25 protein-coding genes are annotated in these 26,744 nt (G+C 46.7%); 22 read left to right on the top strand and 3 right to left on the bottom strand.

What is annotated here, in order from left to right; all coding sequences use genetic code 11:
* Nucleotides 1–69: 69 nt before the first annotated feature.
* The 22 genes from ABW391_RS03890 to ABW391_RS03785 all read left to right on the top strand — a co-directional run bounded on the left by ABW391_RS03890 (nt 70) and on the right by ABW391_RS03785 (nt 21,458).
* Nucleotides 70–1,161, top strand: a complete 1,092-nt coding sequence (locus tag ABW391_RS03890; RefSeq protein WP_353480516.1) for a hypothetical protein — start codon at nt 70–72, stop codon at nt 1,159–1,161.
* A complete protein-coding gene (locus ABW391_RS03885) occupies nt 1,133–1,843 on the top strand; it encodes a hypothetical protein (protein ID WP_353480515.1) in 711 nt (236 codons plus the stop codon). Before ABW391_RS03890 ends, ABW391_RS03885 begins: the two co-directional genes overlap by 29 nt.
* Before the next feature lie 377 nt (nt 1,844–2,220).
* A complete protein-coding gene (locus ABW391_RS03880) occupies nt 2,221–2,589 on the top strand; it encodes an NADH-quinone oxidoreductase subunit A (RefSeq protein WP_353480514.1) in 369 nt (122 codons plus the stop codon).
* A 71-nt stretch (nt 2,590–2,660) separates the two neighbouring features.
* A complete protein-coding gene (locus ABW391_RS03875) occupies nt 2,661–3,200 on the top strand; it encodes an NADH-quinone oxidoreductase subunit B (protein ID WP_353480513.1) in 540 nt (179 codons plus the stop codon).
* A gap of 12 nt (nt 3,201–3,212) precedes the next feature.
* On the top strand, nt 3,213–3,725 hold the full coding sequence (locus ABW391_RS03870) for an NADH-quinone oxidoreductase subunit C (RefSeq protein WP_353480512.1): 513 nt from the start codon (nt 3,213–3,215) through the stop codon (nt 3,723–3,725).
* A complete protein-coding gene (locus ABW391_RS03865) occupies nt 3,722–4,939 on the top strand; it encodes an NADH-quinone oxidoreductase subunit D (protein ID WP_353480511.1) in 1,218 nt (405 codons plus the stop codon). Before ABW391_RS03870 ends, ABW391_RS03865 begins: the two co-directional genes overlap by 4 nt.
* Nucleotides 4,940–4,952: 13 nt before the next feature.
* Nucleotides 4,953–5,462 carry an NADH-quinone oxidoreductase subunit NuoE family protein gene (locus ABW391_RS03860; protein ID WP_353480510.1) on the top strand — a complete coding sequence of 170 codons (510 nt, stop codon included), beginning with the start codon at nt 4,953–4,955 and terminating at the stop codon, nt 5,460–5,462.
* Entirely contained in the window at nt 5,459–6,814 is a 1,356-nt protein-coding gene (gene nuoF, locus ABW391_RS03855; protein WP_353480509.1) for an NADH-quinone oxidoreductase subunit NuoF, read from the top strand. The genes ABW391_RS03860 and nuoF overlap by 4 nt, the downstream gene beginning before the upstream one ends.
* A gap of 154 nt (nt 6,815–6,968) precedes the next feature.
* On the top strand, nt 6,969–7,925 hold the full coding sequence (locus tag ABW391_RS29575) for an NADH-quinone oxidoreductase subunit G (RefSeq protein ID WP_502916311.1): 957 nt from the start codon (nt 6,969–6,971) through the stop codon (nt 7,923–7,925).
* Nucleotides 7,922–8,938: an NADH-quinone oxidoreductase subunit NuoH gene (nuoH, locus tag ABW391_RS03845; RefSeq protein ID WP_353480508.1), complete on the top strand. Its 1,017-nt coding sequence runs from the start codon at nt 7,922–7,924 to the stop codon at nt 8,936–8,938. Before ABW391_RS29575 ends, nuoH begins: the two co-directional genes overlap by 4 nt.
* A gap of 15 nt (nt 8,939–8,953) precedes the next feature.
* Nucleotides 8,954–9,484, top strand: a complete 531-nt coding sequence (locus ABW391_RS03840) for a NuoI/complex I 23 kDa subunit family protein (RefSeq protein WP_353480507.1) — start codon at nt 8,954–8,956, stop codon at nt 9,482–9,484.
* A 3-nt stretch (nt 9,485–9,487) separates the two neighbouring features.
* Entirely contained in the window at nt 9,488–9,985 is a 498-nt protein-coding gene (locus ABW391_RS03835) for an NADH-quinone oxidoreductase subunit J family protein (RefSeq protein ID WP_353480506.1), read from the top strand.
* Between the two features lie 2 nt (nt 9,986–9,987).
* Entirely contained in the window at nt 9,988–10,308 is a 321-nt protein-coding gene (gene nuoK, locus ABW391_RS03830; RefSeq protein ID WP_353480505.1) for an NADH-quinone oxidoreductase subunit NuoK, read from the top strand.
* 72 nt (nt 10,309–10,380) lie between these two features.
* Nucleotides 10,381–12,276: an NADH-quinone oxidoreductase subunit L gene (gene nuoL / locus ABW391_RS03825; protein ID WP_353480504.1), complete on the top strand. Its 1,896-nt coding sequence runs from the start codon at nt 10,381–10,383 to the stop codon at nt 12,274–12,276.
* An 11-nt stretch (nt 12,277–12,287) separates the two neighbouring features.
* Nucleotides 12,288–13,724, top strand: a complete 1,437-nt coding sequence (locus ABW391_RS03820; protein ID WP_353480503.1) for a complex I subunit 4 family protein — start codon at nt 12,288–12,290, stop codon at nt 13,722–13,724.
* Nucleotides 13,725–13,772: 48 nt separating this feature from the next.
* Complete coding sequence (locus ABW391_RS03815; RefSeq protein WP_353480502.1) at nt 13,773–15,152, top strand: NADH-quinone oxidoreductase subunit N; 1,380 nt, start codon at nt 13,773–13,775, stop codon at nt 15,150–15,152.
* A 351-nt stretch (nt 15,153–15,503) separates the two neighbouring features.
* Nucleotides 15,504–16,334, top strand: coding sequence for a MotA/TolQ/ExbB proton channel family protein (locus ABW391_RS03810; RefSeq protein WP_353480501.1), 831 nt, complete (start codon nt 15,504–15,506; stop codon nt 16,332–16,334).
* An 87-nt stretch (nt 16,335–16,421) separates the two neighbouring features.
* Nucleotides 16,422–17,048: an ExbD/TolR family protein gene (locus tag ABW391_RS03805; protein WP_353480500.1), complete on the top strand. Its 627-nt coding sequence runs from the start codon at nt 16,422–16,424 to the stop codon at nt 17,046–17,048.
* 43 nt (nt 17,049–17,091) lie between these two features.
* A complete protein-coding gene (locus ABW391_RS03800; protein ID WP_353480499.1) occupies nt 17,092–17,706 on the top strand; it encodes an ExbD/TolR family protein in 615 nt (204 codons plus the stop codon).
* 18 nt (nt 17,707–17,724) lie between these two features.
* Nucleotides 17,725–18,588: an energy transducer TonB gene (locus ABW391_RS03795; protein ID WP_353480498.1), complete on the top strand. Its 864-nt coding sequence runs from the start codon at nt 17,725–17,727 to the stop codon at nt 18,586–18,588.
* A 263-nt stretch (nt 18,589–18,851) separates the two neighbouring features.
* Nucleotides 18,852–19,808: a PstS family phosphate ABC transporter substrate-binding protein gene (locus tag ABW391_RS03790; RefSeq protein ID WP_353480497.1), complete on the top strand. Its 957-nt coding sequence runs from the start codon at nt 18,852–18,854 to the stop codon at nt 19,806–19,808.
* A 27-nt stretch (nt 19,809–19,835) separates the two neighbouring features.
* Nucleotides 19,836–21,458: a tetratricopeptide repeat protein gene (locus ABW391_RS03785; protein WP_353480496.1), complete on the top strand. Its 1,623-nt coding sequence runs from the start codon at nt 19,836–19,838 to the stop codon at nt 21,456–21,458.
* A gap of 85 nt (nt 21,459–21,543) precedes the next feature.
* Here the strand turns inward: ABW391_RS03785 and ABW391_RS03780 are convergent, their stop codons facing one another.
* The 3 genes from ABW391_RS03780 to ABW391_RS03770 form a co-directional block, all read right to left on the bottom strand.
* Nucleotides 21,544–23,574 (bottom strand): transketolase family protein, encoded by a 2,031-nt coding sequence (locus ABW391_RS03780; protein WP_353480495.1) that lies wholly within the window; start codon nt 23,572–23,574, stop codon nt 21,544–21,546.
* 90 nt (nt 23,575–23,664) lie between these two features.
* Nucleotides 23,665–25,185, bottom strand: coding sequence for an FG-GAP repeat domain-containing protein (locus ABW391_RS03775; RefSeq protein ID WP_353480494.1), 1,521 nt, complete (start codon nt 25,183–25,185; stop codon nt 23,665–23,667).
* Between the two features lie 2 nt (nt 25,186–25,187).
* On the bottom strand, nt 25,188–26,744 hold a 1,557-nt coding region (locus tag ABW391_RS03770), incomplete at its 5' end, for a vanadium-dependent haloperoxidase (RefSeq protein WP_353480493.1).

Genomic DNA, 26,744 nt, shown 5'->3' with positions numbered 1-26,744 from the left:
GATGTGTAAAACAAAATAGCTTCAGTTTTTTTAATATCATCTACTTATTACGCTACAATTGTTGTTCTCATGAAAAAAAATTTACACCTAAGCATTCCTGCTATAGGGATCACTTCCTTTTTCAGTATATTCAATACGTCAAAGCGATATCCAATTGTATCCACGCGGATATGGTTCATCTTAATAGGGTTGTTGGCTTGGTCTTTCGTTGTCAATGGCCAATCCATAGTCACAACTGATATAGCATCCACCAATTTATGTCCAGGGCAAACCCTCAATGTTAGTTATACCATCAATACCACGACAGGGGTTTTCACCGCGGGCAACGTATTTCGGGTCCAATTGAGTAATGCCGCTGGTCTTTTTCCAGACAATGACAATTCTTCCAATATCATTGGATCGGTGACTTCTGCTGCTGCTGGCACCATTACAGCTACCATTCCGGATAACCAGGCGGCAGGTACAGGCTATCGGGTCAGGGTAGTCTCTACCAACCCAGCAGCCAATCACGTCAATGCCAGTGACGACGACAACGGCAATGACCTCACGGTTTTGGGGCGTACCATCTCTACTGGCAATCCTAGCCCAGCTGGTCCTTACTGTCCCGGAGCTTCCATCACTGTAAATTATACTGTCAACTGTGATTTTGTCAGTCCCAATACATTTACCTTACAACTCAGCAATGCTGCTGGTTCTTTCAGTTCGCCTACCAACATTGGCAGTACCAGTGCTACCGGTAACGGATCGGTTTCGGGTACCCTTCCTGAAACAGCCGCGGGAGGTGCGGGGTATCGGGTGCGGGTAGTAGCCAACAACCCTGGGATCACAGGTTCTCAATCCAGTGCCTTCACTATTCTGACGCGTACCATCACTACTGTTGACCCGACCCCTGCTGGTCCTTATTGTGCAGGTGACAATATCAATGTAGCGTATGCTGTAAACTGTCCTTTCATCAGCCCCAATACTTTTACACTACAACTCAGCGACCGTTTTGGGAACTTTGGTTCACCGACCAATATCGGATCAGTAAGTGCCACTTCCAATGGTTCTATCAGTGGTACCATCCCTGAAATCCGTTATGGCACCGGTTATCAGGTACGCGTAGTGGCCAATAAATCCAACGGAAAAAGACATGGTCTTTGGAGAAGTAATTGGTGTTAATGGTGGAGTAGTAACCCGTAATACGACTACAGCAGGGCATGTGATGGTCGTGTCCCAATTCCCAGCTTTTCTAGGTAAAACCCCTGCGGAAGGTACTGAAGACCAATATGAAAAAATAGCTTTTATGGGTCAGGTACCTGTTCGGGTAATGGGTAATGTACACAGTGGCGACTACATTATCCCTTCTGGTAAAAATGATGGATTTGGAATTGCAATTGATCCCTTAGAACTGCCTATTGCAGATTACAGCAAAATTGTAGGTGTGGCTTGGGAGACGATCGAAAATAACTTCCCGTTTAACATGGTCAATATAGCAGTTGGTATCGAATCCAATCAACTAGCGGGTAAAGTCCATGAAGTAGAAGAGAAAGTCAATAAAATAGAAAGCTATCTTAATGGCTCACCTAATCCTAAAACCTCCCTTGCAATACCTCAGGTAGCTAACGAATCTTTACACAATGTAATGAGTGAAGAAAAATTCAATCGAATCATAGATATGGGAGCTAGATTGATAGTACGAGAATTTGCAAAAGTTGAAAAAGAATTAAGAGCAGAAGGTCAAGATGTTGTGTTTAACAATCCTGCCCTTGCCCGGTTATTCAAAGATCCAGTAAGCACCTTAAAAGAAATGTACCATGATCCCAATGCATATGCAGAAAAGATTTTAGCCGCTGCACGTTGATTTTCCTTCTACTTGATGCTCTAAAAGCAGGGGGTAATGCTTAGCCATGGCTAAGCATTACCTTTTTTTAACAAACCTTATCGCGTTTCTTCCTAAAATCCCCACATTATATTCTGCGTTCTACATTTTCTCCAAATCAAATTATACTTTCAGTATTGATTGAAAATACATATCGCTGATTATCAGGTATTTTTGTCGTCTATTTAGACTCCGTACAAATAAATTCATTCCAAACCTTTAGTTTCCATTCCTGTCAATAATTTCAAAATGCTTTGATACATTTGTTCTCGAAATTCCCAATGACCAAGTATTGACAATCATGCCGCACGTTTTTGTGCCAAATGAAGCCATCGGGAAGACCCAAACATGTACAGATTATGGAGAATAAGCTTGATTATCTAGCAATTTTGATCCAGTTGGTTGTCGCGCTCGGATTCGTAGTGACGACCATGATCGCCACCCACCTCCTTGGTCCAAAAAGAAAAACGGCTCAAAAAGCCGAAGTATTTGAATGTGGCATCGAATCGGTAGGCAATGCTCGCCTGCCTTTTTCCATCAAATATTTTTTGACTGCGATCCTCTTCGTTCTTTTTGACGTAGAAGTCATTTTCTTCTACCCCTGGGCCGTCAATTTTAAGGAGCTAGGCGGCGAAGGTTACCTGAAGATGCTGCTTTTCATTGCCCCCCTCTTTTTGGGATACATTTACATCCTGAAAAAAGGCGCTTTGAATTGGGAAAAAGGTTAATTGTAACCCGAAAACAAAAAGAGTCGTGTTTGATTCATCACTCATAACTCATCACTCATAAATGAACAACAATGGCTGTTAAACTGGTTGAAGGTCCCGAAGGTCACACCGGACAAGGTTTTTTTGCCACTTCTTTTGATAAAGCCATTGGCTTGGCACGTGCCAACTCCATTTGGCCACTCCCTTTTGCTACTTCTTGCTGCGGAATCGAATTCATGGCAACCATGGGTGCGCATTACGATTTGGCACGCTTTGGGTCTGAGCGCTTGAGTTTTTCTCCGCGCCAGGCTGACTTGCTGATGGTCATGGGAACCATTGCCAAGAAGATGGGTCCGGTAGTAAAACAGATTTACCTTCAAATGGCCGAGCCTCGCTGGGTCATTGCCGTTGGAGCTTGCGCTTCTTCAGGTGGTATTTTTGATACGTACAGTGTGTTGCAGGGCATCGATAAGGTGGTTCCTGTAGATGTGTACGTGCCTGGCTGCCCTCCTACCCCGGAAGCCATCATTGACGGGGTAATAAAGATCCAGGAACTGATCAAAAACGAATCGCTGCGCCGCCGCAACAGCGAAGAGTATGGACAACTGCTGGCCTCTTACGGAATTGAATAATTGTAGTAAATCATGACTGCTACCGATATTAACCACGAGTACATCGTGGAAAAAATCTCAACACAATTTCCCGGAAAGGTTCTGACTCAGGAAGAACCCTTTGGTTTGTTGTCCCTCAATGTTCCGCGCGAAGATGTCATCGATATCATCAAGTGGCTCAAGGAAGATGCCGAGCTTCAGTTCATTTTTATGACCGATCTCTGCGGCGTGCATTTCCCTGAGCATACCGGTCAGGAACTCGGGGTAGTGTACCATTTGCACAGCTTCATTCACAACATCCGGTTGCGGTTGCGTGCGTTCTTCCCTGAAAACGATCCGGTTGTTCCAAGTGCCACCGCTGTGTTTCGTGCAGCAAATTGGATGGAGAGAGAAACCTTTGATTTTTATGGCATTCGGTTTACCGGGCATCCTGATTTGCGCCGGATTCTGAATGTAGACGATATGACTTATCACCCCTTGTTGAAGCAATACCCGCTCGAAGATGGTACCCGCACCGATAAGGAAGACAAATTCTTTGGCCGATGATTGAACCATTGCAAACCACTCCACCCGGAACCCTAGAGGAAAAGCAATACAACACCCTCAATCTTGGGCCCACCCACCCTGCCACGCACGGTATTTTTCAAAACGTGCTGCAAATGGACGGTGAATACATTATATCAGCTGAAGCTACGGTAGGCTACATCCACCGCGCCTTTGAAAAGCTCGCTGAGCACCGGCCTTACTATCAGGTAACCCCCATTACCGATCGACTCAACTACTGCTCCTCCCCGATCAACAACATTGGTTGGCACTTGACGGTAGAAAAGCTCCTTGGCGTACAAACGCCCAAGCGCGTAGACTACATGCGCGTGGTCATTATGGAATTGGCCCGCATCACTGACCACCTGATTTGCAATAGTGTAATTGGTGTGGATACGGGTGCATTGACGGGTTTTGTGTACGTGTTCCAACAACGCGAACATGTATACGAAATCTACGAGCAAATTTGTGGCTCTCGCCTCACCACCAATATTGGCCGCATCGGCGGTTTCGAACGCGATTTTGATGACAATGTGATGCGCCGCATTCGCAAGTTTTTGGACGGATTTCCCAAAGTATGGAAAGAGTTTGAAGGCCTGCTTGCCCGCAACCGCATTTTCATGGATCGCACCATTGGCGTAGGCGGCATCGATGCCATGGAGGCTTTGGACTATGGTTTTACCGGGCCAAATCTACGTGCCGCTGGCATCGATTACGATGTTCGGGTGATGAATCCTTACTGTTCTTACCAGGATTTTGATTTCACCATCCCGATTGGTCAATCCGGCGATGTATACGACCGTTTTTGTGTACGCAACGAAGAAATCTGGCAGAGCTTGAGCATCATTGAGCAAGCGTACGCCAAGTTATTGCAAATGCCAAAAGGGGAATATTTTGCGGATGTACCCGAGTTTTACCTCCCTCCCAAGCAGGATGTGTACACCAAAATGGAAGCGCTCATCTGGCACTTCAAAATTGTAATGGGCGAAGTAGAAATCCCCAAAGGAGAAGTATACCACGCAGTGGAAGGCGGAAACGGGGAATTGGGTTTTTACTTGATCAGCGATGGTGGCCGCCAGCCGTATCGCTTGCACTTCCGCCGTCCATGTTTCATTTATTACCAGGCATATCCTGAAATGATCAAAGGTTCAATGCTCTCCGACGCCATCCTGACGATGAGCAGCATGAACGTGATCGCGGGGGAATTGGATGCCTAAAAACAGTTGATTAATGATCGAAACACAAACCATAGCTTTTTCACCCGAACGTCTTGCCGAAGTGCAAACGTTGATCAAGAGTTACCCTGAGGGAAAGCAAAAATCAGCTATTTTGCCCATTCTGCACCTGGCTCAAAAAGATTTTGGCTGGATCAGTGTAGAGGTGATGGATTATGTTGGAGGACTGCTCGATATTCAGCACATCGAGGTGTATGAAGTGGCTTCGTTTTACACCATGTTCCACCTCAGCCCCGTGGGCAAAAGTGTATTGGAAGTGTGCCGCACTGGCCCTTGTATGCTGGTAGGCTCAGACAACATCGTCAAATACCTCGAAAACAAATTGAACATCAAAGATGGCGAAACGACTCCCGACGGGTTGTTTACCATCAAAACGGTGGAATGTTTGGGAGCATGTGGCTATGCGCCAATGATGCAAGTAGGTGAAAAATACCACGAGTTTTTGACAGAAGAACGGATCGATCAATTATTGGAAGAGTTTACCAAAAATGCCACAAAGCCATGAGTAGGTTAAAAATATTAACAGAGCACATCAATAAACCGGAGATCACTGGCATCGAAGGCTACATCCAGAACGGTGGATACCGGGCACTTGAAAAAGCGCTCAAGAAAATGCAACCAGATGAAGTTACCGAAGAGGTGAAAAAATCTGGACTCCGTGGTCGGGGTGGCGCAGGTTTCCCAACCGGAATGAAGTGGAGTTTCATCTTCAAAGGCAACGATAAACCCCGTTACCTCCTTTGCAACGCCGATGAATCCGAACCTGGAACATTCAAAGACCGCTTGCTGATGGAAAAAATTCCTCACTTGCTGATCGAAGGGATGATCGTTTCCAGTTTTGCGTTGGGTGTAAACACTGCGTACATCTACATCCGTGGCGAGTACATGTACATCATGCACATTTTGCAAAAGGCCATTGATGAAGCATACGCCAAGGGTTATCTGGGAGAAAACATCCTGGGAACTTCTTACAAACTCGACATGCATGTACACCCAGGTGGTGGCGCCTATATATGTGGCGAAGAAACCGCGTTGATCGAATCATTGGAAGGCAAGCGGGGTAACCCACGCATCAAGCCTCCATTTCCCGCAGTTGAAGGTTTGTGGGGCTGCCCAACCATCGTGAACAACGTTGAGACCATCTGCAAAGTACCTTTCATCGTCAACGAAGGCGGGGAAACCTATTCCAAAATTGGCATTGGCGCCAGTACAGGTACCAAACTGATTTCTGCATGCGGCAACATCAACAAGCCAGGCGTTTACGAAATCGAACTCGGTATTCCGGTAGAAGAATTCATTTACTCTGACGAATATTGTGGCGGAATCAAAGGCGGCAAGCAACTCAAGGCACTGGTGCCAGGAGGTTCTTCCGTTCCAATTTTACCCAATCGCTTGATCACCACCACCGCCAACGGCACCCCCCGCTTGATGAGCTACGAATCGCTCTCCGACGGTGGCTTTGCTACGGGCAGTATGTTGGGTTCCGGAGGCTTTATCGTTTTCGACGAAGACCAGTGCATCGTTCGCAATACCTGGAATTTCTCCCGCTTTTACCACCACGAATCTTGTGGCCAATGTAGCCCTTGCCGCGAAGGTACAGGCTGGATGGAGAAAATCCTGCACCGCATGGAGCACGGTCACGGTCGCATCGAAGACATCGATTTGCTCTGGGATGTACAAAGAAAAATCGAAGGGAACACCATCTGCCCATTCGGAGATGCTTCTGCCTGGCCAGTTGCTGCGGCAATCCGCCATTTCCGCGATGAGTTTGAATGGCACGTGCTTGAACCTGCTGAAGCAACCCGCCGCAACTACGGCATGGGCAAGTCAGCCGAACTCCTTGCACAACCCGCATAGCACAACCCAACCCACGACTTCAGTCGTGGGAGGCCACACAAAAACAAACCCGCGAATTTATTCGTGGTAGGAAAAAGCCAACCCCTGACTTCAGTCGTGGGAGGCCACACAAAAACAGCCCAGGAATTTATTCGTGGGAGAAAAAGCAAAACCAATGCCAAACGTAACCATAGACAACATAACCATCGAAGTACCCGCCGGTACCACCATTCTGAATGCAGCCAGAATGATTGGAGAAAACGTACCACCGGCCATGTGCTACTATTCCAAATTGAAGGGTAGCGGCGGAAAATGCCGGGTATGTTTGGTAAAAGTGACCAAATCATCCGAACAAAACCCGCGAGGCATGCCCAAGTTGATTGCTTCTTGCTGCACCCAGATTGCGGATGGGATGGTAGTCGAAAACGTTACCTCACCCGAGGTAATCGAAGCCCGCAAGGGAATCGTGGAATTGCTGCTAATCAATCACCCGCTGGATTGCCCAATTTGCGATCAGGCTGGAGAATGCCATTTGCAGGATCTTTCGTATGAGCATGGTGCTGCAACCACGCGTTACGAATTCGGTCGCCGAACTTTCAACAAAATCGACATTGGCCCGTACATCCAATTGCACATGACCCGCTGCATCCTGTGCTACCGTTGTGTGTACGTTGCCGACCAACTGACCGACGAGCGCCGCCACGGGATAATCAACCGCGGTGATGCTGCCGAGATTAGCACTTACATCCAAAACATCATCGACAACGATTTTTCTGGCAACGTCATCGATGTGTGTCCAGTTGGAGCGTTGACGGATAGAACCTTCCGCTTCAAGAGCCGCGTATGGTTTACCAAGCCTTACAATGCACACCGCAATTGTGAAAACGAGAAATGCAGTGGCAAAGTGGCCTTGTGGTTTCAGGGCGATGAAGTGCTGCGCGTAACTGGGCGCAAAGACAAATACGGCGAGGTAGAAGAGTTCATCTGCAATACCTGCCGTTTTGAAAAGAAAGAAAAAATGGATTGGGTGATTGAAGGGCCACGTCGAATCGATACGCATTCGGTGATTGCTCAAAATCACTTGCCTTACGAATTGGATGTTGTTCATCCTCAAATTGGACAAGCGCAATGATACTGATATCTGTACTTACATTTAAAGCAGGCCTGGCGATGATCATGTTTTTGATCACCCTGGGTGTTGCTGCATACAGCACCTATTTTGAGCGCAAAGTAGCGGCTTTTATGCAAGACCGGATTGGTCCCAACCGCGCAGGGCCATTGGGCTTGTTGCAACCCATTGCCGATGGGGTTAAAATGATTTTCAAGGAAGAGCACCGTCCGGAGGGTTCCAACCGCATTCTGTTTATCCTAGGGCCCAGTATTGCCATGCTCACGGCCTTGATGACCAGCGCAGTCATTCCCTGGGGCAAAAGCATTACCATCGGTGGCACGGAGTACCCTTTGCAGGTAGCCGACATCAATGTGGGTATTCTTTACGTTTTCGGGGTTGTTTCTTTGGGTGTTTATGGCATTTTGATCGGGGGTTGGTCCTCCAATAATAAGTACTCTTTGTTGGGTGCTGTGCGGGCATCTTCACAAATGATCAGTTACGAATTGGCGATGGGCTTGTCCATCATTCCCATCATTTTGGGCAGCAGTTCCCTGCAACTCAGTGAGATCGTAACTTCTCAGTACGAAGTTTGGAACGTGTTCAAGTACCCCTTAGGATTTCTGATCTTTTTGATCTGTGCTTTTGCGGAAACCAACCGCACGCCTTTTGACTTACCAGAATGCGAAACGGAATTGGTGGGTGGATACCATACCGAATACACCAGTATGAAGCTGGGCTTTTTTCTGTTTTCGGAATACGTCAACATGTTTGTGTCATCAGCGGTGATTTCTACCTTGTTTTTTGGTGGTTATCATTTCCCGTTCATGAGTTTGTTGCCAGCAGGATTGGCAGCCATCATCGGAGTAGCGGTAATGTTTGGCAAAGTCATTTTCTTTATTTTCTTTTTCATGTGGATTCGGTGGACGATCCCACGGTTCCGCTACGACCAACTCATGCATCTAGGTTGGCAAGTGCTGATGCCCTTAGCGATCCTATTGATTGTAGTTTATGGTGCTATTTTTAGTTTCATCTAAGAAAAACGAGTAAACATGCAATTGACCAATCGCTCCAAACAAGTTTCCAATAAAGAAATGACCTTCAGCGAACGCATGTATTTGCCTGCGATTGCTGGCGGCCTGCGGGTAACCTTTTCCCACATGTTCAAAAAAGGTGCTACGGTGCAATACCCGGAGCAAGTTCGCGAGCACAGTGCCGTTTTTCGTGGACAGCACGTACTCAAGCGCGATGCTGAAGGGCGCGAGAATTGCACAGCTTGTGGCCTTTGTGCCGTAGCTTGCCCAGCCGAAGCGATCACCATCGTAGCTGGCGAGCGCCAAAAGGGAGAAGAGCACTTGTATCGGGAAGAAAAATATGCGGTGCAATACGACATCAACATGCTCCGCTGTATCTTCTGTGGTTTGTGTGAAGAGGCCTGTCCCAAAGATGCCATTTACATGACCGATCGGATTGTACCTTCTAATTACGAACGGGAAGACTTTATTTTCCGCAAGGAAGACCTCGTTGAAACCGTTGCATTGGAAGGCCGCATCGACATTACCAAACGCCAGAAGGATAAATAAGTCATGGATCAAGTTCTTTTTTACACTCTCGCGGCTATCGCCATCATCAGTGCAGTTATCACCATCGTTGCGCGCAACGCAATGTACAGTGTATTGTCGTTAGTGGTTACCTTTTTTACCCTTGCTGGCCTTTACTTGCTGTTGAATGCAGAATTCGTAGCAGTGGTACACATCATCGTTTATGCAGGGGCGATCATGGTACTTTTCCTTTTTGTGGTCATGATGCTCAATCTGAATACCACCGATAGCATGGTCACCAATACCACTACAAATAAAGTAATGTCTGGATTGGCTGGATTGGCCATGGCCGGTATTCTGGGTTATGCTTCCTGGACCACTGTGCTTCCGGCAGCAAGCAATACGGCTGCAACGGACATTGGTTCGGTAAAAGTTTTGGGCAAAATGCTCTTTAACGAATACCTGTTGCCATTTGAGTTGACTTCAGTATTGCTGATCGCTACGATGGTAGGGGTAATTGTACTGACCAAAAAAGAAGAATAGTTATGGAAAACATCTTCAACGTTGTGCCTTTGGAGCATTTTGTGCTGCTCAGTTTGGCGCTGTTTTGTATTGGAATGGTTGGGGTGCTGTTGCGCCGCAACATGATTGTCGTTTTTATGTCCATTGAATTGATGCTCAATGCAGTAAACCTGCTGGCTGTGGCTTTCTCCGCGAATCGTGGCGATTCCGGTGGACAGGTTTTTGTTTTTTTCGTCATGGTGGTTGCTGCCGCTGAAGTAGCTTTAGGCTTGGCCATTCTGGTCATGATCTATCGCAATGTGAAATCGGTAGATATCAATGCTTTGAAGCAGTTAAAATGGTAAAAAAGTAGAGTTTTGATGCTGCCCGCCACGGCGGTTGTATCTTCAAAATTTCGACTTACACAAGATAAGTTTATGGAAAAACTAATTTGGCTCATTCCCATTCTTCCTCTCCTGGGCTTCTTCATTATTGGGCTTGGCGCAAGCAAGTTGTCCAAAGGATTGGCAGGTGTAGTGGGTTGTGCAACAATTTTGATTGCCTTTGCCTTGTCTCTCGGACTGGCAGGTCCGGTTTTTGCCAGCGGCAAACTGGAGCAAACCCTTTTCAACTGGGTATCGAGTGGCGCATGGACGGTAGATTTTGGATTTCTGGTAGATCCATTGTCGCTGATCATGATGCTGGTCATTACTGGCGTAGGCGCACTGATTCACATCTATTCTATTGGCTATATGCACGATGATGAGCGGCACAATTACTTTTTTGCCTACCTCAATCTCTTTGTGTTTTTTATGCTTATCCTGGTGATGAGTAACAATTACCTGCTGCTCTTTGCAGGTTGGGAAGGTGTAGGGCTTTGCTCTTACTTGCTGATCGGCTTCTGGTTCAAGGTAGACGAATACAACGAAGCCGCCAAAAAAGCTTTTGTGATGAACCGGATCGGTGATCTTGGTTTTTTGCTGGGCTTGTTTTTGATTTTGGTCAACTTCGGCACCCTGAACTACGATGGCGTATTCGACAGCACGGTACTCAGCCAAATTCCGGTTGGTACGCTGACGGCCATTACCTTGTTGTTCATAGTTGGTGCAGCGGGCAAAAGTGCTCAGATTCCTTTGTACACCTGGTTGCCGGATGCAATGGCCGGACCAACGCCTGTTTCAGCGTTGATCCACGCGGCTACGATGGTAACCGCCGGTATCTACTTGACGATTCGCAGTCACGCCTTGTTTGATTTGGCGCCCATCAGCATGGAAGTGTTGACTTACCTGGGCTTGGCCACCTCGATTTTTGCAGCAACCATTGGCCTCAAGCAAAATGACATCAAGAAGGTACTCGCCTACTCTACCGTATCTCAATTGGGTTTGATGTTTTTCGCCTTGGGCATGGGGGCTTATGTAGCCGCCTTTTTCCACCTGGTGACGCACGCTTTTTTCAAGGCCTTGTTGTTCCTTGGCGCGGGTAGTGTCATCCATGGTTTGGGTGGCGAACAGGACATTCGCAAAATGGGGGCATTGCGCAAAGTATTGCCCATCACTTATATTGTATTCTTGATTGGTACCTTGGCCATTGCGGGGATTCCTCCGTTCGCGGGCTTTGTTTCCAAAGACCAGATTCTATTGGCAGCTTATGAAAAAAGCCCCTTGCTGTTTGCATTGGGTGTTTTCGCATCCTTGCTGACGGTGTTTTATATGTTCCGCATGTTTTTCCTGGTTTTTTATGGTCAAAATCGGGTTAACCACGATACCCTGCACCATGCGCATGAGTCTCCACTTTCAATGACCCTGCCATTGGGCATTTTGGCTGGACTTTCCGTAGTTGGTGGTATTCTCAATTGGCCTTCCCTCATGGGTGGTGGCGATTGGTTGCAACATACCTTAAGTGGTGTATTGGGTACCTCAGAAGGCGCTGAGCACGCGCATTCCATTTCTGCCAGTACCGAATGGATCTTGATGGCCATCGTGGTGGCACTGGTGGTGGTGGTGATTGGCTTGGCTTACTCAATCTACGTCAATCGGAATACCGTTCCGGTTGAAGACGAAGCGGAAGCGGGCTTTGGCCGTGTACTCAGTCACAAATATTTTGTGGATGAGTTGTATGCCTCGCTCTTTGTCAAACCAACCCAGGCTATTTCTGAATGGTTTGGCCGGATTGTAGATCCCAAAATTCTCGACGGCGCGATCAATGGCATTGGCCAATCGATCCTGACAATGGGAAGCGTATTGAAAAACATCCAACAAGGCGCCGTAGGTTTGTACCTCTTTGTCTTTGCCGTTGGCATAATTATTTTGTTGGCATTACAAATCTTGTTCTAACGAAAACGCTCATGCTGACTACACTTTTACTCTTTATACCTATAATTGGTGGATTAATTCTCACCTTGATTCCGGGCAGCAGTGCTACCCGTTGGCAGGCGTTGTTCATTTCGGCGGTAGCCGCAGGAGTGAGTGTATATATGGCTACACAATATGTGCCTTCCGCAGCAACTCAGTTTGAAATCAAAGCGGAATGGATTACCAGCTTGGGCATAGGTTACCACGTTGGTGCAGATGGCATCAGCATGGTACTGTTGTTGTTGACCAACTTGTTGACTCCCCTCATTTTGTTGTCCACCTTTAAGCAGGAATTTGACCACAAAGGTTTGTTTTATGGGCTATTGCTCATCATGCAAGGCTCGATTACCGGAGTATTTGTTTCCCTGGATCTGTTCTTATACTACATTTTCTGGGAACTCGCACTGATTCCGGCTTATTTCCTGGTTTTGTTGTGGGGCAGCGGGAATCACCGCAAAACTTCGCTAAAATTTTTCATCTATACCCTGGTTGGAAGTTTGCTGATGCTGGTGGCGATCATCTTTTTGAGCCAACAATGGAGCCCGTCTTCGTTTGATGTGAGCAATGTACATCAGGTGAACCTCAGCCCCGAAGCAGCAATTTTTGTACTAATGGCCTTTATGTTGGCTTACGCCATCAAGATACCTTTATTTCCCTTTCATACCTGGCAGCCAGATACCTACACCGAAGCACCTGCGGCAGGCACCATGATGCTTTCGGGGATCATGCTCAAGATGGGTCTGTTCAGCATCATTCGTTGGGTGTTGCCGGTGGTTACGCAGACGTTGGCAGAGCAACGCACCTGGATGATCTGGTTAATTGTGATTGGCATCGCATATGCAAGTATCATTGCCATTCAGCAAAAGAACCTGAAGCGGCTTTTTGCTTATTCCTCTATTGCCCACGTGGGTTTGATTGCCGCAGGTATCCTGACCATGACTCCCGAAGGTTTGAATGGCTCGATGCTGCAAATGTTTGCCCACGGCGTCAATGCGGTTGGTTTGTTTTACATCTGCGCAGTACTGATGGATCGTACCCAAACCAATGAAATAGCTGCCCTGGGAGGTATTCGGAATTTTGCGCCCTGGTTTGCCACGACTTATTTCGTGGTGCTGTTGGGTTCGGTGGCACTGCCTCTGACCAATGGTTTTCCCGGAGAATTCATGTTGCTTTCGTCCTTATTCAAATACAATTGGGTATGGACTTTGGTAGCTGGATCTGGAGTGATCCTGGGTGCGGTGTACATGTTCAAATCTTACCAGGGTGTTATGTTGGGTGAAACCAAGGTGGTTGCTTTCCCGGATTTGGACATTTGGGACAAAGTAGTACTGGTTCCAATCGTCATTGCCATTATATTGATGGGAATTATGCCCGATGTAATTACGCGCATCGCTCAACCCTCCATTGAACACTTGTTGCAATCGCTTTAATGTAGGCAAGGGAAGTTCAACTGTAGAACAACCCATTAACAGAATCGTATGTATCCAATTGTTATACTTTCCATTGCGGGCATTTTGTCCATGTTCATTGGAGCCTTCAAATTGAAGAAGTTGGCTTTGCCTGCGGTATTACTGGCTACTTTGGCCGGATTTGTAGCGAATTTACTGCCGCAAAACCTGCATGATACCCCTGTGTTTTCGGGAATGTTGAAGTTTGACAGTTTTGCAGTCAATTTCTCGGCGGTGCTGATGGGCATCACTTTTGTCATCTTGATCTTGAGTCGCCGGTATTACCGCGACACCACCGAGCACCTGGGCGATATTTACGCACTATTTTTGTTTTCGGTGGTGGGGGGCATGATCATGGTGGGAAGTTATAACCTGGTGATGTTCTTTGTCGGCTTGGAAATCCTTTCCATTCCATTGTACATCCTGGCTACCAGCGAGCGCAACAATCTCCTCTCTAACGAAGCGGGTTTGAAATACTTCCTGATGGGCTCTTTCATTACGGTTTTCTTGCTGTTGGGTATGGTGCTGGTGTACGGCATGAGTGGCAGTTTCGATTTTGGAGCCATCAGTGCTTATTTGAGTAGTACGCCAAGTATATCTGCTTTGGTCAAACTGGGGGTCATGCTCATTATGATCGCCTTTATTTTCAAAATCTCAGCGGCTCCCTTTCATTTCTGGGCACCCGATGTATATCAGGGATCTCCTGCCGTAATTATGGTATTCATGGCTACGGTAGCCAAAACGGCAGCATTTGGAGGTTTTCTGCGGTTTTTGACCCAAGCTATTGCGCCCATCGAAGATTCATTTACGCCATTGATTGCGGTGTTGTCGGCTTTAACCATGACCATTGGCAACCTGATGGCCTTGAATCAAAGCAACCTGAAGCGCTTGTTGGCCTTTTCAAGTATTGCCAATGCGGGCTACGTGATGCTGGCGCTGGTAGGATTGGGGGCAAGTTCCTCTTCAACGGTACTGTATTATATGTTGGTGTATTCCATCGCCAACGTAATTGCCATAGCGGTGTACCTCACCGTCAAAGAAAGCCTGGGTTCAGGATCAATCGAAGGCTTGAAAGGCTTGTATCAAAGCAAGCCATTGTTGACCTTCTGCCTGGTATTGGCCATGCTGTCGTTGGCGGGTATTCCTCCCTTAGCGGGTTTCATTGGCAAGTATGCCATTTTTGTAGAGGCGCTGCACAATGGATACGCCTGGCTGGTGGTATTGGCTGCACTCAATTCCGCGATCGGTATCTTTTACTACTTTAAGGTGATGCGCATGGCGTTTATATCTTCTGAAGAAGGGCCAATCAGCGTTCCTTATGTTTTGGGATACGCTGCCGTTTTGGTGATTTGCACTTTAGCGTTACTGGTTTTGGGTATTTTTCCCAACATCGTTCTGAACAGTCTGTAAACTGATTGCATATTAAATGTAAATTGAACAAAAAAAACAATATTCGCGATTCCTTGAAGATTGCGCAAAGAAAGGGGCAAGATGTTGACATTTTGCCCCTTTCTTATTGTATTTTCAACACTATCAAAACTTTACCCATCGCAGTTTGGTACAGACTTTGTTTTTGTTCGCCGCTTTACCAGATTTATTATGTCATTCCCTATGCAAAGCCATATTTTCCGGCAAATTTTATACTTGCAATGAATTATCTTTTGTTTATCTTCACGGCTGTGAACACTTCCTTCCCACGTTTCGTTTTGGTAAAACATTTGTTAACTAAAAAATAATTTTTTTCTAAAATCCTGATTAGCCATGAGTAAATCGACAAAACCAGCTGCCAAGTCAGCACAAGCGTCTTCCGGTTCTTTCAGTACAGCATTTGCCTTCGCAATTATTCCAATTGTGTTGATCTGTGGTTATCTTGTTTATTCACTTTACCTTGGCGATGGCCAATGGTTTGAAGGAAATGACAACAAAAACCACCCACTTCCTGGTGCAATTCAAGGTATGATGTACAAAGGCGGGTTTTTGGTACCCATCCTGATTGGCGTTTTCCTTTTGGTTCTTGCTGTATTTTTTGAGCGCATCATTACCATCTTCAATGCGCGTGGTAAAGGTTCCATTCCAAATTTTGTAAGAAAAATCCAACAACTGCTGAATGCGGACAACGTTGATTCTGCAATTGCTGAATGCGACAAGCAGAAGGGTTCAGTTGCCAATGTAGTTAAAGCTGGATTGGAAACTTACAAGAAAATGCAATCGGAAACAGGGCTTGACCGCGAGCAAAAAGTGTTGGCCATCACCAAGGAAATCGAAGAAGCTACTTCTTTGGAACTTCCAATGTTGGAGAAAAACCTGGTAATTCTGGCTACTGTATCTTCAATCGCAACTTTGTTGGGTTTGTTGGGAACAGTATTCGGTATGATCAAATCCTTCTCCGCGATGGCGTCTACTGGTGCCCCTGATGCCGTTGCGCTTTCAACTGGTATCTCTGAAGCCTTGATCAACACTGCATTAGGTATCTCTACCTCTGCTTGTGCGATCATCTTCTACAACTTCTTTACTACTCGTATCGACGGTATGACTTATGCCATCGATGAAGCTGGATTCAGCATCGCTCAAACTTTTGCTTCCAAGCACTAAGAATTTTTAAAAAAAAATGCTCTGTCGCACACCACTTTTGATGCGACCTGCATCTAGTAAGACAGAGCATTTTTAAAAATTAAAAGCATGAGTAAGGTAAAATTACCACGCAAAAGTACAGCGATCGATATGACCGCGATGTGTGATGTTGCGTTCCTTCTTTTGTCTTTCTTCATCTTGACGACGAAGTTTAAGCCAAACGAAGTAGCACAGATAAACATCCCAGCATCTACTGCGCAGTTGCCTCTACCAGACAAGGACATTTTGCTGATCCAGGTCGAAAAAGGGGGAAAGGTATTCATTGGGGTTGATGATCAAAACACCCGTGCGCTTTGGTTGGCCAAAATGGCTGAACACTACAAGTTTAAAGTGACTGCTACCATGCAGCACAATTTCGTTGTATTGGACAGTTATGGAGTCACCGCCAGCCAGTTGCCTCAATTCCTTGCCTTGAGTCCAGAAGAACTCAACAAGGTAAAGCAACAGGGCATTAGCATGGAGATCAAACCACCTCAGCCCAGTGAATTCATGGATGCAATTCTCTTTGCACGTCAATCAAATCCTAAGTTGCGGATTGCGGTGAAAGCCGACAAAGAAGCAAGTTACGAAGACGTCAACGAAGTTATTGCTCAACTTCAAGAGCGCAAGGTGAACAAATTCAACCTGATTACTTCTGGCCGGGCAGCTAACGCTGAAAGCGCCAATAAAGAGTAATCGAAGGTAATAATTTTATTGGCCCTTTAAAAGCATTGAAGCCATGGCAGAAATGAGTACCCCCGAAAGTGGGGCAAAAAAAGGCAAAAAGAAAGCCCGATCGAAAAAATCTTCAACTCGGGTGGATTTGACAGCGATGGTGGACTTGGGGTTTCTGCTGATTACCTTCTTCATGTTGGCCACAACTTTCAGCAAGCCTAAGGCGATGGAAGTAAACAAGCCAGCTAAAGACAAGGAAAAGACGGAAGACTTGCCTGAAATCAAGCAATCCAAGACCTATTCCATTGTAATGGGCAAAAACGATATGCTTTACTGTTATACTGGTGCCAGCGACGACAGCAGCATTAAAGTAGACAGTACGTTTTTCTCCAGAACAGGGATCCGCGCCATGATCAAACAGCGCCAAATGGAAGTACAGCAGCAGTGGGGCAACAAAGACGAGCTCTTTGTGATGATCAAACCATTACCTGACTCCAAGTACCGCAACATGGTAGACATCCTGGATGAAATGGCCATTACCGGCGTGAAACGCTATGCCATCATTGACGATTTCAACGAAATCGACAAACTGGTTGCTGCAAAATCTGGTAATCGCTTGCTCTCCGAAAAAGGCATGCAGGCCATCAACGCCGAAATTGCCAAAACAGGAATCAAATAATTAAAAAATAATTCGCGCATGAGTACCGAAAAATCTCCACAAGGAGCTGTTAAGGCAGATGCGGTAATGAAGGCGGATTTGAATGATATTATCTTTGCTGGGCGTAACCAACAATACGGTGCTTATGTACTTCGCAAGAAGTACAGTGACCGCATGACTCAGGGAACACTCGCTGCATTGGGCCTCATCGCTTTGCTGATTGGCGGCCAATTGTTGGCAAAGGTAATTCGTGAAAATCAAGCCAACCAGGAGACCCTCAGCGTAGAGGTGAACCTGGCTGAGCCGCCACCGATTGACCCCAAGGCAGTACCACCACCACCACCACCGCCGGTGGAACCACCCCCACCAAAAGCGACCATCGCTTTCGTGGCACCCGTGGTCAAGAAAGATGAGGAAGTAGTGGAAGAAGTTCCACCACCAACTCAGGAAGAAATGAAAGACATTGAAGTAAGTACCAAGACTCAGGAAGGTAGCAACGATGGTGTGCCTGACGGGTTGGGTGACGAACCAATTGACGAACCAGCTCCTGAGGTGGTTCAGGCCGAAGAAAAGAAACCGGAGACCCAGGAAGTATTCCGGGTTGTAGAACAGATGCCTTCTTTCCCAGATGGAACAGCAGCTTTGCTTAAATTCTTGGCACAAAACATCGAATATCCTACCATTGCGAAGGAAAACGGTGTAGAAGGTATGGTTGTAGTACAATTCGTAGTAGAACGTGATGGTTCTATTGCTGGTGCTCAAGTAGTGAAAGGCATTGGTGCCGGTTGCGATGAAGAAGCTTTGCGCGTAGTACGTGCGATGCCGAAATGGCAACCTGGTAAACAACGTGGACAACCGGTACGGGTACAGTTCAACTTGCCTATCCGTTTCAAACTAGAGTAATCACCAGACGAAGGTTACCAGCGCTACAAAGAAATTTGGGCTTGGTAACCTTCCCTCTCTTTTTGACCTGAATGAATATTCTAAAGATCGTTCTCGTAATCGTTGTGGGCATTGGTTACATCGCCATTGGATGGTTTGTACTCAAGTATCGACCAATGCAAGACAATATATTTGATTCTGTTCTCGGATATGGGGCAATCCTTTATGGCGCCTTTCGACTCATCCGGGGATTATTCATCCCGAAACAACAAGAAGGATAGAACATGCGATTCCCAATTTTCGCCTTGATTTGTATTGCCCTGCTATTGGAACTAGGGTGTGCATCAGATAAAACTGACACAGACACTCCTACTATGGGCGAAATCACCATCATTGCTGACGAGACCCTACTTCCTATTGTTGCGGCAGAAGAAGATATTTTTGAACACACCTACCCTGGCGCATTCCTTAACGTAAAGTATTTGCCTGGCAACCAGGCCATGAATTACTTCCTAAAGGACAGTAGCAACATCATTGTGTCTGCCCGCAAACTCAATTCCAAAGAAGAAGCCTTTTTTAAAAAAAATAACATTACCCCACGCTACACTCCAATTGCTACCGATGCTGTCGCCTTTTTGATCAACCCCAGTAATCCCGATACAGCATTGACTAGTGAAGAAATTCTTAAAGTTTTAAGTGGCCAAGTGACGAGTTGGGCTGAGCTCAGTCCCAATACCAGCAACGGAAAGATCAATATCGTTTTTGACAACCAAAACTCCAGTACAGTACAATACATCCTGGAGCAAACGCACCAAAAACAATTGCCCGCTAACGTATATGCGTTAAAAGACAATCTATCTGTAGTTGATTATGTGGCCAACCATCCCAATGCTTTGGGAATCATTGGTTACAGTTGGATCAGCGATTACGACGACCCCTTGACCAAAAAAATGCTGAAAGAAGCACAGCTTTTGGCCGTTTCTCCAAATCCCAAGGATCCACGCAAGGGTTTTTACCAACCTTTTGCGACGTATTTAATCGACACATTGTATCCTTTCCGTAGAACGGTGTACATCATCAGCAGAGAAGGGAGATCGGGTTTGGGTACTGGTTTCGCTTCGTTCGTATCGGGCGATATTGGACAAAGAATCATCAAAAAAGCGGGTATTCCGCCCTACTACAGGGTCCCTTACAACATCGAAATTTATTCAAAACCTTTTAAACTTGGTAATAACAAGTAAGTAATAACCATTCAAAATTCATCGGCAATGAAGAAACTTGTGTTGTGGTCTGTATTAATTGTGGTTTCGCAAGGGATGTTTGCGCAAACTGTTGCGGAAATTCAGAAGATGCTGTCGGATGAAAACATCTCTGGCGCCCGCAAAATGGCTCGGGAGTTGATCAAAAAAGAACCAACTAACGGTGACGGCTATTATTACCTAGGTGAAACCTTCTACTTTGACGAAGCACAGGATTCTGCTGCTTTCTGGTACAATAAAGGGCTAGCACTTGCCCCTGAAGCATTCTCACCTCATGTAGGGGTTGGAAAGATTGCGCTGGACAAAGGATTGTCTCAAGATGCCGAAAAATCTTTTGGCCGTGCCTTGCGCTCCGTAAAGAAAAAACCTGCTGAAGCTTATGCATTAATCGGTATTGCCTATTTGAATTCTCAAAAGCCGGATTCCGAAAAGGCGTTGAGCAATTTCACCCTGGCCAGAGACAGCGATACCAAAAATCCTCGCTATTTCATGCTCTTAGGCGATGCCCAAATGGCTGCGGAAAAAGTTGGTGATGCATTGACAAACTATCAGTTTGCTGCTGAAAAAGACAAGGAAAACCCCGAAATTCAGATGAAGATTGCGTTGACTTACATCCGCAACAACATCAAGGACGTAGGTCAAAAGAACCTGGAAGACATCATCGCCAAGTTTCCAAGTTATCCTCCTGCCTACAAGGCCTTGTACGAAGTGTATTTCGACAACAAGCAATATACCAAAGGTACACCAATCCTGTCTAAATACGTAGACCTGGCTGGTTCCGACATCGATGCTCGGGTTCGTTTGGTGCGTTATTTGGTTGGTATCGTCAACGATTATGACCGCGGTATCACCGAAGCACAAACCGTATTGCAGCAAGATCCAAACCGCAGCGAAGTTTACCGCTATTTGGCATGGGCTTATGTACAAAAGGAAAAGTACAAGGAAGCACTGGAGAGCTCAAAGTTGTTTTTCGAAAAAGAAGCAGGCCGTAAAAAGTTTTCCATCGATTACGAAAACTACGCCAAGGCTGCTGCCAAAATGAAAGAATACGATCTTGCTTCAGAAAACTTCATGAAAGTACTCGAGTTGGACAGCACCAAAGTGGAAGTGTACGACATGATCGCAAAAATGTATTACTCCGATGCCAAGAACTATCCAATGGCGGGCAAAGCGTATTACACCAAGATCTCCAAAGTGAAAGCGACCAACCAAGATTGGTGGTTTATCGGCAACAGTGAGTACCAACAAAAGAATTATTCACTGGCAGATACCGCTTTCCGCAAAGTGAACGAAATCGTACCAGATTACGGTCCAGGTTGGTTGATGCGCGCAAAAACCAATACCAAATTGGATACGGCCAAGACGAAGCCTACCCTGGCCAAGCCTTACTACGAGAAGTTCCTGTCATTGACCGAACCAAAGATCGATACGGATTTCAAAAAGCGCAGCGCCATCGAGGCTTACAACTACCTCGCTGAGCATTTTGCCAACACCGTGAATGATTACGCAACTGCGGTTACCTTCTTTGACAAAATCATTGCGCTCGATCCGGCCAACAAAGAAGCACCAGAAAACAAAAAGCTTCTGGAGGAAGCCATCAAAACCTCCGGTGGGAATAAACAGAATCGATGATTCCTTTGAATGAAAATCGTTAAAAAGCAAAGAGGCTTCTCGTTGAAAAACGGGAAGCCTCTTTGCTTTTGCGCTTTGCTGGATTTTATCCCAACAAGTCTAATACCTGGTTGTATACATTCTCAGCCGTAAAGCCGAATTTTTCATCCAGTACCTTGAATGGCGCAGAGTAGCCAAAGTGGTTCAAACCCCAAACCTTGCCACGGGTACCTACCAGACCACGCATGGTGACCGGCAAACCAGCTGTAAGGCCAAAAGTAGGAACATCGGAAGGCAACACCGTCTCCTGGTAATCAACGGATTGATTGCGGAACAGGCCTTCAGATGGAGCAGATACGATCCGCACTTTCAGGTTTTTCTCTGCCATCAATTTTGCGGCACCAGCTACCAAGGTCGCTACTTCAGAACCGTTGGCCACCAAAATCACCTCGGGAGTACCTTCACAGTTTTGTACAATGTATGCGCCACGCTCTGCTTGAGAAGCTTCCGCAAAACGGCTGGACTCAGCCGGAAGATCGGTGATGTTTTGGCGTGACAAGATCAGGCCTGCCGGAGAATGGCGATTTTCCAAAGCCAGTTTCCAGCAAATGGTTGTTTCGTGGACATCAGCAGGACGCATCGCCAAAAAGCTATTGTGGCCAGAGTGATTTTGCAATTGCTCCAACAAGCGCAATTGCGCCTCTTGTTCAACCGGCTGGTGCGTAGGGCCGTCCTCCCCTACCCTGAAGGCATCGTGCGTCCAGACAAAAATCACTTGCTTCTCCATCAAAGCCGCAACCCGAATAGCCGGCTTCATGTAATCAGAAAAAGCAAAGAAAGTAGCACACACCGGAATGATTCCACCGTGCAAAGACATCCCAGTTGCTAAAGCCGCCATGGTCAATTCGGCAACGCCTGCCTGAAGGAAGGAGCCAGAAAAATCGCCCTTGGTGAATGCCGTAGTTTTTTTGAGGAAGCTATCGGTTTTATCCGAGTTGCTCAAATCCGCAGAAGCAACGATGAGGTTTTCTAATTTACCAGCCAGATAAGCCAATACGTTGCCCGAAGCGTTGCGGGTTGCATCGTTTTCTTTTTGGGCAATCTCTCCCCAGTTGATTTCGGGCAAGGTGCCACTCAGCCAGGTTGCCAATTTCACTGCGTGGTCAACATTGGCTTTTTCCCATGCAGAAAATTCAGCTTTGCGGGCTGCCGCACTGCTGCGTTTTTGATCCAACACTTTAGCGTAGTATTCGGCTACATCCGGGAATATTTGGAAGGGGTTGGCAGGATCACCGCCCAAACCTTCGATGGTTTTGGCAAAAGAGGCATTGGATTGCCCCAGGGGTTTGCCGTGCAATTCTACTTCGCCTTCAAAAGCGGAACCATCTTCTTTTCTTACGCCCTTGCCCATCGTGGTTTTGCCAATGATCAAGGATGGACGATCTGTTTCGGCAATACCTGCTTTGATCGCGGCGCGCAACGCATCGTGGTCGTTTCCATCGATGGTTTGCACATGCCAATGCCAGGCTTCGTATTTCATGGCAGTATCCTCATTGGTTACTGCGTTGACTTCTGTAGAAAGCTGAATATCGTTGGCATCGTAAAACATCACGATGTTGCCCAAACCCAAAAATCCGGCGATGCGACCCGCACCTTGAGAAATTTCTTCCTGAACGCCTCCATCAGAGATATAGAGGTAAGTCCTGTGGGCAACTGCTTCACTAAAGCGATTGACCAGGAAACGCTCGGCAATGGCCGAACCAATGCCAAAAGTATGCCCCAAGCCCAATGGACCTGAGGTGTTTTCGATACCCCGCTCAAAATCTACTTCTGGGTGTCCCGGAGTTGGGCTGCCCCATTGGCGAAAGTTGGTGATGTCTTCCAGCGAGTAATTACCCAACAGGGTTTGCTGTGCATACAACATCGCCGACATGTGCCCCGCATCCAGGTAGAAACGGTCGCGCAGTGGCCATTGCATGTCATTGGGATCGAATTCCAGGAATTCAGAATAAAGGATGTGGGTAAAATCAGCACCACCCATTGGGCCACCAGGGTGACCAGATTGTGCTTTTTCCACCATCGCCGCCGAAAGGATGCGAATATTATCGGCGGCACGCAGAGAAAGGTTATTTTCCATGACGTTGATTGATAGCAGTTTGTGTGTTAATTGTTTGTTCACTAAATAGGATGAGCCAAAGATAAAAAATGGGAAGCTTTCGCCCTACAATTATTTTTTGAGCTGATTTAGGAGCAGCAGTACTTCGATGCCCTGCTTGCGGTACAATTGCCAGGTTTTCTCGGGCAACTGCTCACTGTTGCTCAAAGCCATGGCCCCCAATGCAAGATCGATGTCACCATCGGTGTCAAAATCGCCTTTTTCCATCACCAGCCATTTTCCTGCGCTGGCATCAGAAAAAGAGCGCGCTTTGAATCGAAGATTGCCCAGGTTTTCATAATAAACAAATGCTTCATTGGGATTGCCTTCGTAATCGGGGAAATACGCAGTCGAAGCCAAATCAACATCTCCATCCTGGTCAAAATCTTCGGCCATGACCATGCCCGTGCCATGTTGGGGCAAAAACAATTGTTCTTTGAATACTCCTTTACCCTGGTTCAGGTAAATCCGCACCCCGTGGTAACGCTTCAAGGAATAGGAGTAATCCAGGTTGTCTCCCGAGGCATGGATCAAATCCGGCAAGCCATCGCCATTCATGTCTTTGACCTCCAGGTAACTGGAACCATAGATGGGAGGAAACCGCAACAACTCTTGCTCTTCAAAATCCCCTTTGCCTTTGTTCCGAAACCAAACCACTTTTTCATCGCCTTGCGCCATAAGTGCCAGGATGTCCTTTTTTTTGTCGCCATCCAAATCAAGGCAATAAGTTACCCTGGTCCCTGGCATGGGCTTGAGGATTTTTTCCACATATCCTGTATCAACTTTCAGGTGCAGGCTCAGTTTTCCACTCAGGTGTCCAAATTGACAAATGAGGTAGTCCGTTTTCCCATCTCCGTTAAAGTCGGCTTTGTTGAAATGAACGGGGCGTTTGAGTTGCTTGATTTTGGGATCAGCAAAAAAAATGCCATCCACTGATTCCTTGACCCGAATCAGTGTACCGATGGGGTAATCATTCGGATTGATTCGCCCCATCGCCAGCACTTCCAGGTCACCATTGTCAGTAAGTCCGGCAAAACTCGGAGAGGAGTACATAAACAGTGAATCTTTGGGCTTCAAGCTTTCCTTTAAGTTGTACCGAAACAAACTTCCCCCATAGATGCCCACCAGAAACTGTCCGGTTTTGGGCAAAAATTTTAGCATGGATACCAGTGGCAATATCCCCGGTTTGGCCCGCAAAACCTGTGGTTTGAAACCAGGCAAGTCTAGCTCCAGGTCGAGTTTGCGCTTTTGCGGGAGTGGTTTTTTGGGCGCAGCGTAATAGTAGTAGGTCCGAATTTTTTGCCAGTCTTCTTCCGAAATCATCGGCGCCTGGGGGTAATTCATTGCAATATTCGGATCTCTGTTGAAATCCATCGGTGGCGCTGCCAAACCCATGCGAATAGCCATTTCGGGGAGAACCCCGTTAACCCACTTGTCTTTGTTCAACAAATTGGGCTCTGGAAAAAGATGGCAACTGCTGCAATTGGTGATGGCCAGTTTGCGGTATTCTTGCACCCGCAGGTAGCGACCACCGTAAAAAATGGTCAAACCGATTCCAACTACAATGAGTAAAAGTATAATTTTGAAACGCATTCCTATTGAGTGATGATTTTATGTACGATGAATGAGCCTACCGCTTTTCCTTGCTCAGCGCCGTTTTCGATAGCGGGTAAAAAATGAATTCCACCATACAGTCGACTGCGCGAAGCTTCCGAGGCTGCTGCCGCAAAAGAATCAAAAGAGCGTGGAGGCAACCCGTAATTTACTTCTACCGAATCCACATATGCAAAAGAATCCCCAAAAAGTTTGGTAAGCATCACGGCACTAGCCGAAGATACGACGCTGTGGCCACTGGTGTATTCCGGAAATGGCGGGGTTTGCAACAAGGGAAACCACTTGGGGTCTTTCAAATTGCGAATGGCCGTTTCTGGACGAACGTATTCGCTGCGGTATTTTTCATCCCAGCAACTGATGAAGGCATCATTCATCGTGACCGCCGTTAGAGCGTAAGTTTGGGCACTTTTGAAAATGTCTGCTTTGGTTTTGAGGCAGGCGATGCGTGCGATGCCCATCCAGTGTCCACCTGGAGTGATTTTCTTGGTGGCAAACATCAAGTGGCCTTCATTGTGGGTGACGAAAGGATTGCAATCCCAAAAATTGGCAATGCCTTTTTGCTCCTCCGTGAGGGTTAGTGAAGTTGAATACACCACCATCATGTCTTTGAAAAACGGACTGGCCGGGTCTTTGCTGTAAGGTGCAGGCCTGATGGGTTTGAACTGACTGGCGCTGTCGAGTACAAAAGGCAGAATTTTGCGCCAATGTGGTTCGATGGCATCCATGTAATCCGGGGGTGTTTGTTCCCAGTTGTCTGCTGCTGCTTTGGGGGTATACCTGGAGAATCCCCTGGTTTCTTTGTAGTTGTCGCTTTTGATGCGTTCAGCAATTGCCGCAATGATTTTATCTGCAAAAGCTTTTGAACGCTTTTCGACGGCAGCGGGCAAATGCAAAGCGGCAAATCTTTTAAAAACAGGTTCAACTTTTCGATCCAGCATGGTATCCGAAAAGACCAGCATTTTGCTCACGCCAACCATCGCATGGGCAGTTGCAAAAGGGAAACAAATGGGTACTCCGTCATTCTGCGGTTCAGGTACAGCTGAAAAACCACGCATTTTTGCCGTTAAAGAAGGGTAATCATTGGCTTTGTCCCAACGTAGGGTCTCGTAGGCAGCCAAATGGGTATAGCTATATATTCTCGCTGCCACCGGCGGAGAAAAAACATCGTGCACGATTACATCCGTCAGCGACTGACTCAAATCGTGCAAGATTTGAGGATCGTGGCTTTGGGGCGAAGAGTGGTAAGGTTTTTCTGTAGGGGAACAGGAGATGATCAGGGTGAAAAACCAAAACAGTGCGATTTGCGCAATCCAGTACTTTCGCTGGTTCAAGTCTCGCTGCTGGTTCAAGTCTCCAGACTTGAACCAATATTCTCGCGTCTCTGACGCACGAGCAAGGCGAAAATGGTTTTGTTCTTCAAAGTTATGCTGGTTCGAGTCTCCATACCCCGTATTTGTATCTTTCGAAAATGCAACATGCGCACCTTGCTCGTGCGTCAGAGACGCAGAAATAGGGGTACAAGTCTGGAGACTTGTACC

Source organism: Haliscomenobacter sp. (assembly GCF_040403615.1).
In the GTDB taxonomy this organism is placed as follows: Bacteria; Bacteroidota; Bacteroidia; order Chitinophagales; family Saprospiraceae; genus Haliscomenobacter.
This window is presented reverse-complemented; position numbering and strand designations above follow the sequence as displayed.

Excerpts from the sequence above, each read along its gene's own strand:
- ABW391_RS03890 (WP_353480516.1), top strand. The coding sequence starts at position 70 with ATGAAAAAAAATTTACACCTAAGCATTCCTGCTATAGGGATCACTTCC.
- ABW391_RS03885 (WP_353480515.1), top strand. The coding sequence starts at position 1,133 with ATGGTCTTTGGAGAAGTAATTGGTGTTAATGGTGGAGTAGTAACCCGT.
- ABW391_RS03880 (WP_353480514.1), top strand. The coding sequence starts at position 2,221 with ATGGAGAATAAGCTTGATTATCTAGCAATTTTGATCCAGTTGGTTGTC.
- ABW391_RS03875 (WP_353480513.1), top strand. The coding sequence starts at position 2,661 with ATGGCTGTTAAACTGGTTGAAGGTCCCGAAGGTCACACCGGACAAGGT.
- ABW391_RS03870 (WP_353480512.1), top strand. The coding sequence starts at position 3,213 with ATGACTGCTACCGATATTAACCACGAGTACATCGTGGAAAAAATCTCA.
- ABW391_RS03865 (WP_353480511.1), top strand. The coding sequence starts at position 3,722 with ATGATTGAACCATTGCAAACCACTCCACCCGGAACCCTAGAGGAAAAG.
- ABW391_RS03860 (WP_353480510.1), top strand. The coding sequence starts at position 4,953 with ATGATCGAAACACAAACCATAGCTTTTTCACCCGAACGTCTTGCCGAA.
- nuoF (WP_353480509.1), top strand. The coding sequence starts at position 5,459 with ATGAGTAGGTTAAAAATATTAACAGAGCACATCAATAAACCGGAGATC.
- ABW391_RS29575 (WP_502916311.1), top strand. The coding sequence starts at position 6,969 with ATGCCAAACGTAACCATAGACAACATAACCATCGAAGTACCCGCCGGT.
- nuoH (WP_353480508.1), top strand. The coding sequence starts at position 7,922 with ATGATACTGATATCTGTACTTACATTTAAAGCAGGCCTGGCGATGATC.
- ABW391_RS03840 (WP_353480507.1), top strand. The coding sequence starts at position 8,954 with ATGCAATTGACCAATCGCTCCAAACAAGTTTCCAATAAAGAAATGACC.
- ABW391_RS03835 (WP_353480506.1), top strand. The coding sequence starts at position 9,488 with ATGGATCAAGTTCTTTTTTACACTCTCGCGGCTATCGCCATCATCAGT.
- nuoK (WP_353480505.1), top strand. The coding sequence starts at position 9,988 with ATGGAAAACATCTTCAACGTTGTGCCTTTGGAGCATTTTGTGCTGCTC.
- nuoL (WP_353480504.1), top strand. The coding sequence starts at position 10,381 with ATGGAAAAACTAATTTGGCTCATTCCCATTCTTCCTCTCCTGGGCTTC.
- ABW391_RS03820 (WP_353480503.1), top strand. The coding sequence starts at position 12,288 with ATGCTGACTACACTTTTACTCTTTATACCTATAATTGGTGGATTAATT.
- ABW391_RS03815 (WP_353480502.1), top strand. The coding sequence starts at position 13,773 with ATGTATCCAATTGTTATACTTTCCATTGCGGGCATTTTGTCCATGTTC.
- ABW391_RS03810 (WP_353480501.1), top strand. The coding sequence starts at position 15,504 with ATGAGTAAATCGACAAAACCAGCTGCCAAGTCAGCACAAGCGTCTTCC.
- ABW391_RS03805 (WP_353480500.1), top strand. The coding sequence starts at position 16,422 with ATGAGTAAGGTAAAATTACCACGCAAAAGTACAGCGATCGATATGACC.
- ABW391_RS03800 (WP_353480499.1), top strand. The coding sequence starts at position 17,092 with ATGGCAGAAATGAGTACCCCCGAAAGTGGGGCAAAAAAAGGCAAAAAG.
- ABW391_RS03795 (WP_353480498.1), top strand. The coding sequence starts at position 17,725 with ATGAGTACCGAAAAATCTCCACAAGGAGCTGTTAAGGCAGATGCGGTA.
- ABW391_RS03790 (WP_353480497.1), top strand. The coding sequence starts at position 18,852 with ATGCGATTCCCAATTTTCGCCTTGATTTGTATTGCCCTGCTATTGGAA.
- ABW391_RS03785 (WP_353480496.1), top strand. The coding sequence starts at position 19,836 with ATGAAGAAACTTGTGTTGTGGTCTGTATTAATTGTGGTTTCGCAAGGG.
- ABW391_RS03780 (WP_353480495.1), bottom strand. The coding sequence starts at position 23,574 with ATGGAAAATAACCTTTCTCTGCGTGCCGCCGATAATATTCGCATCCTT.
- ABW391_RS03775 (WP_353480494.1), bottom strand. The coding sequence starts at position 25,185 with ATGCGTTTCAAAATTATACTTTTACTCATTGTAGTTGGAATCGGTTTG.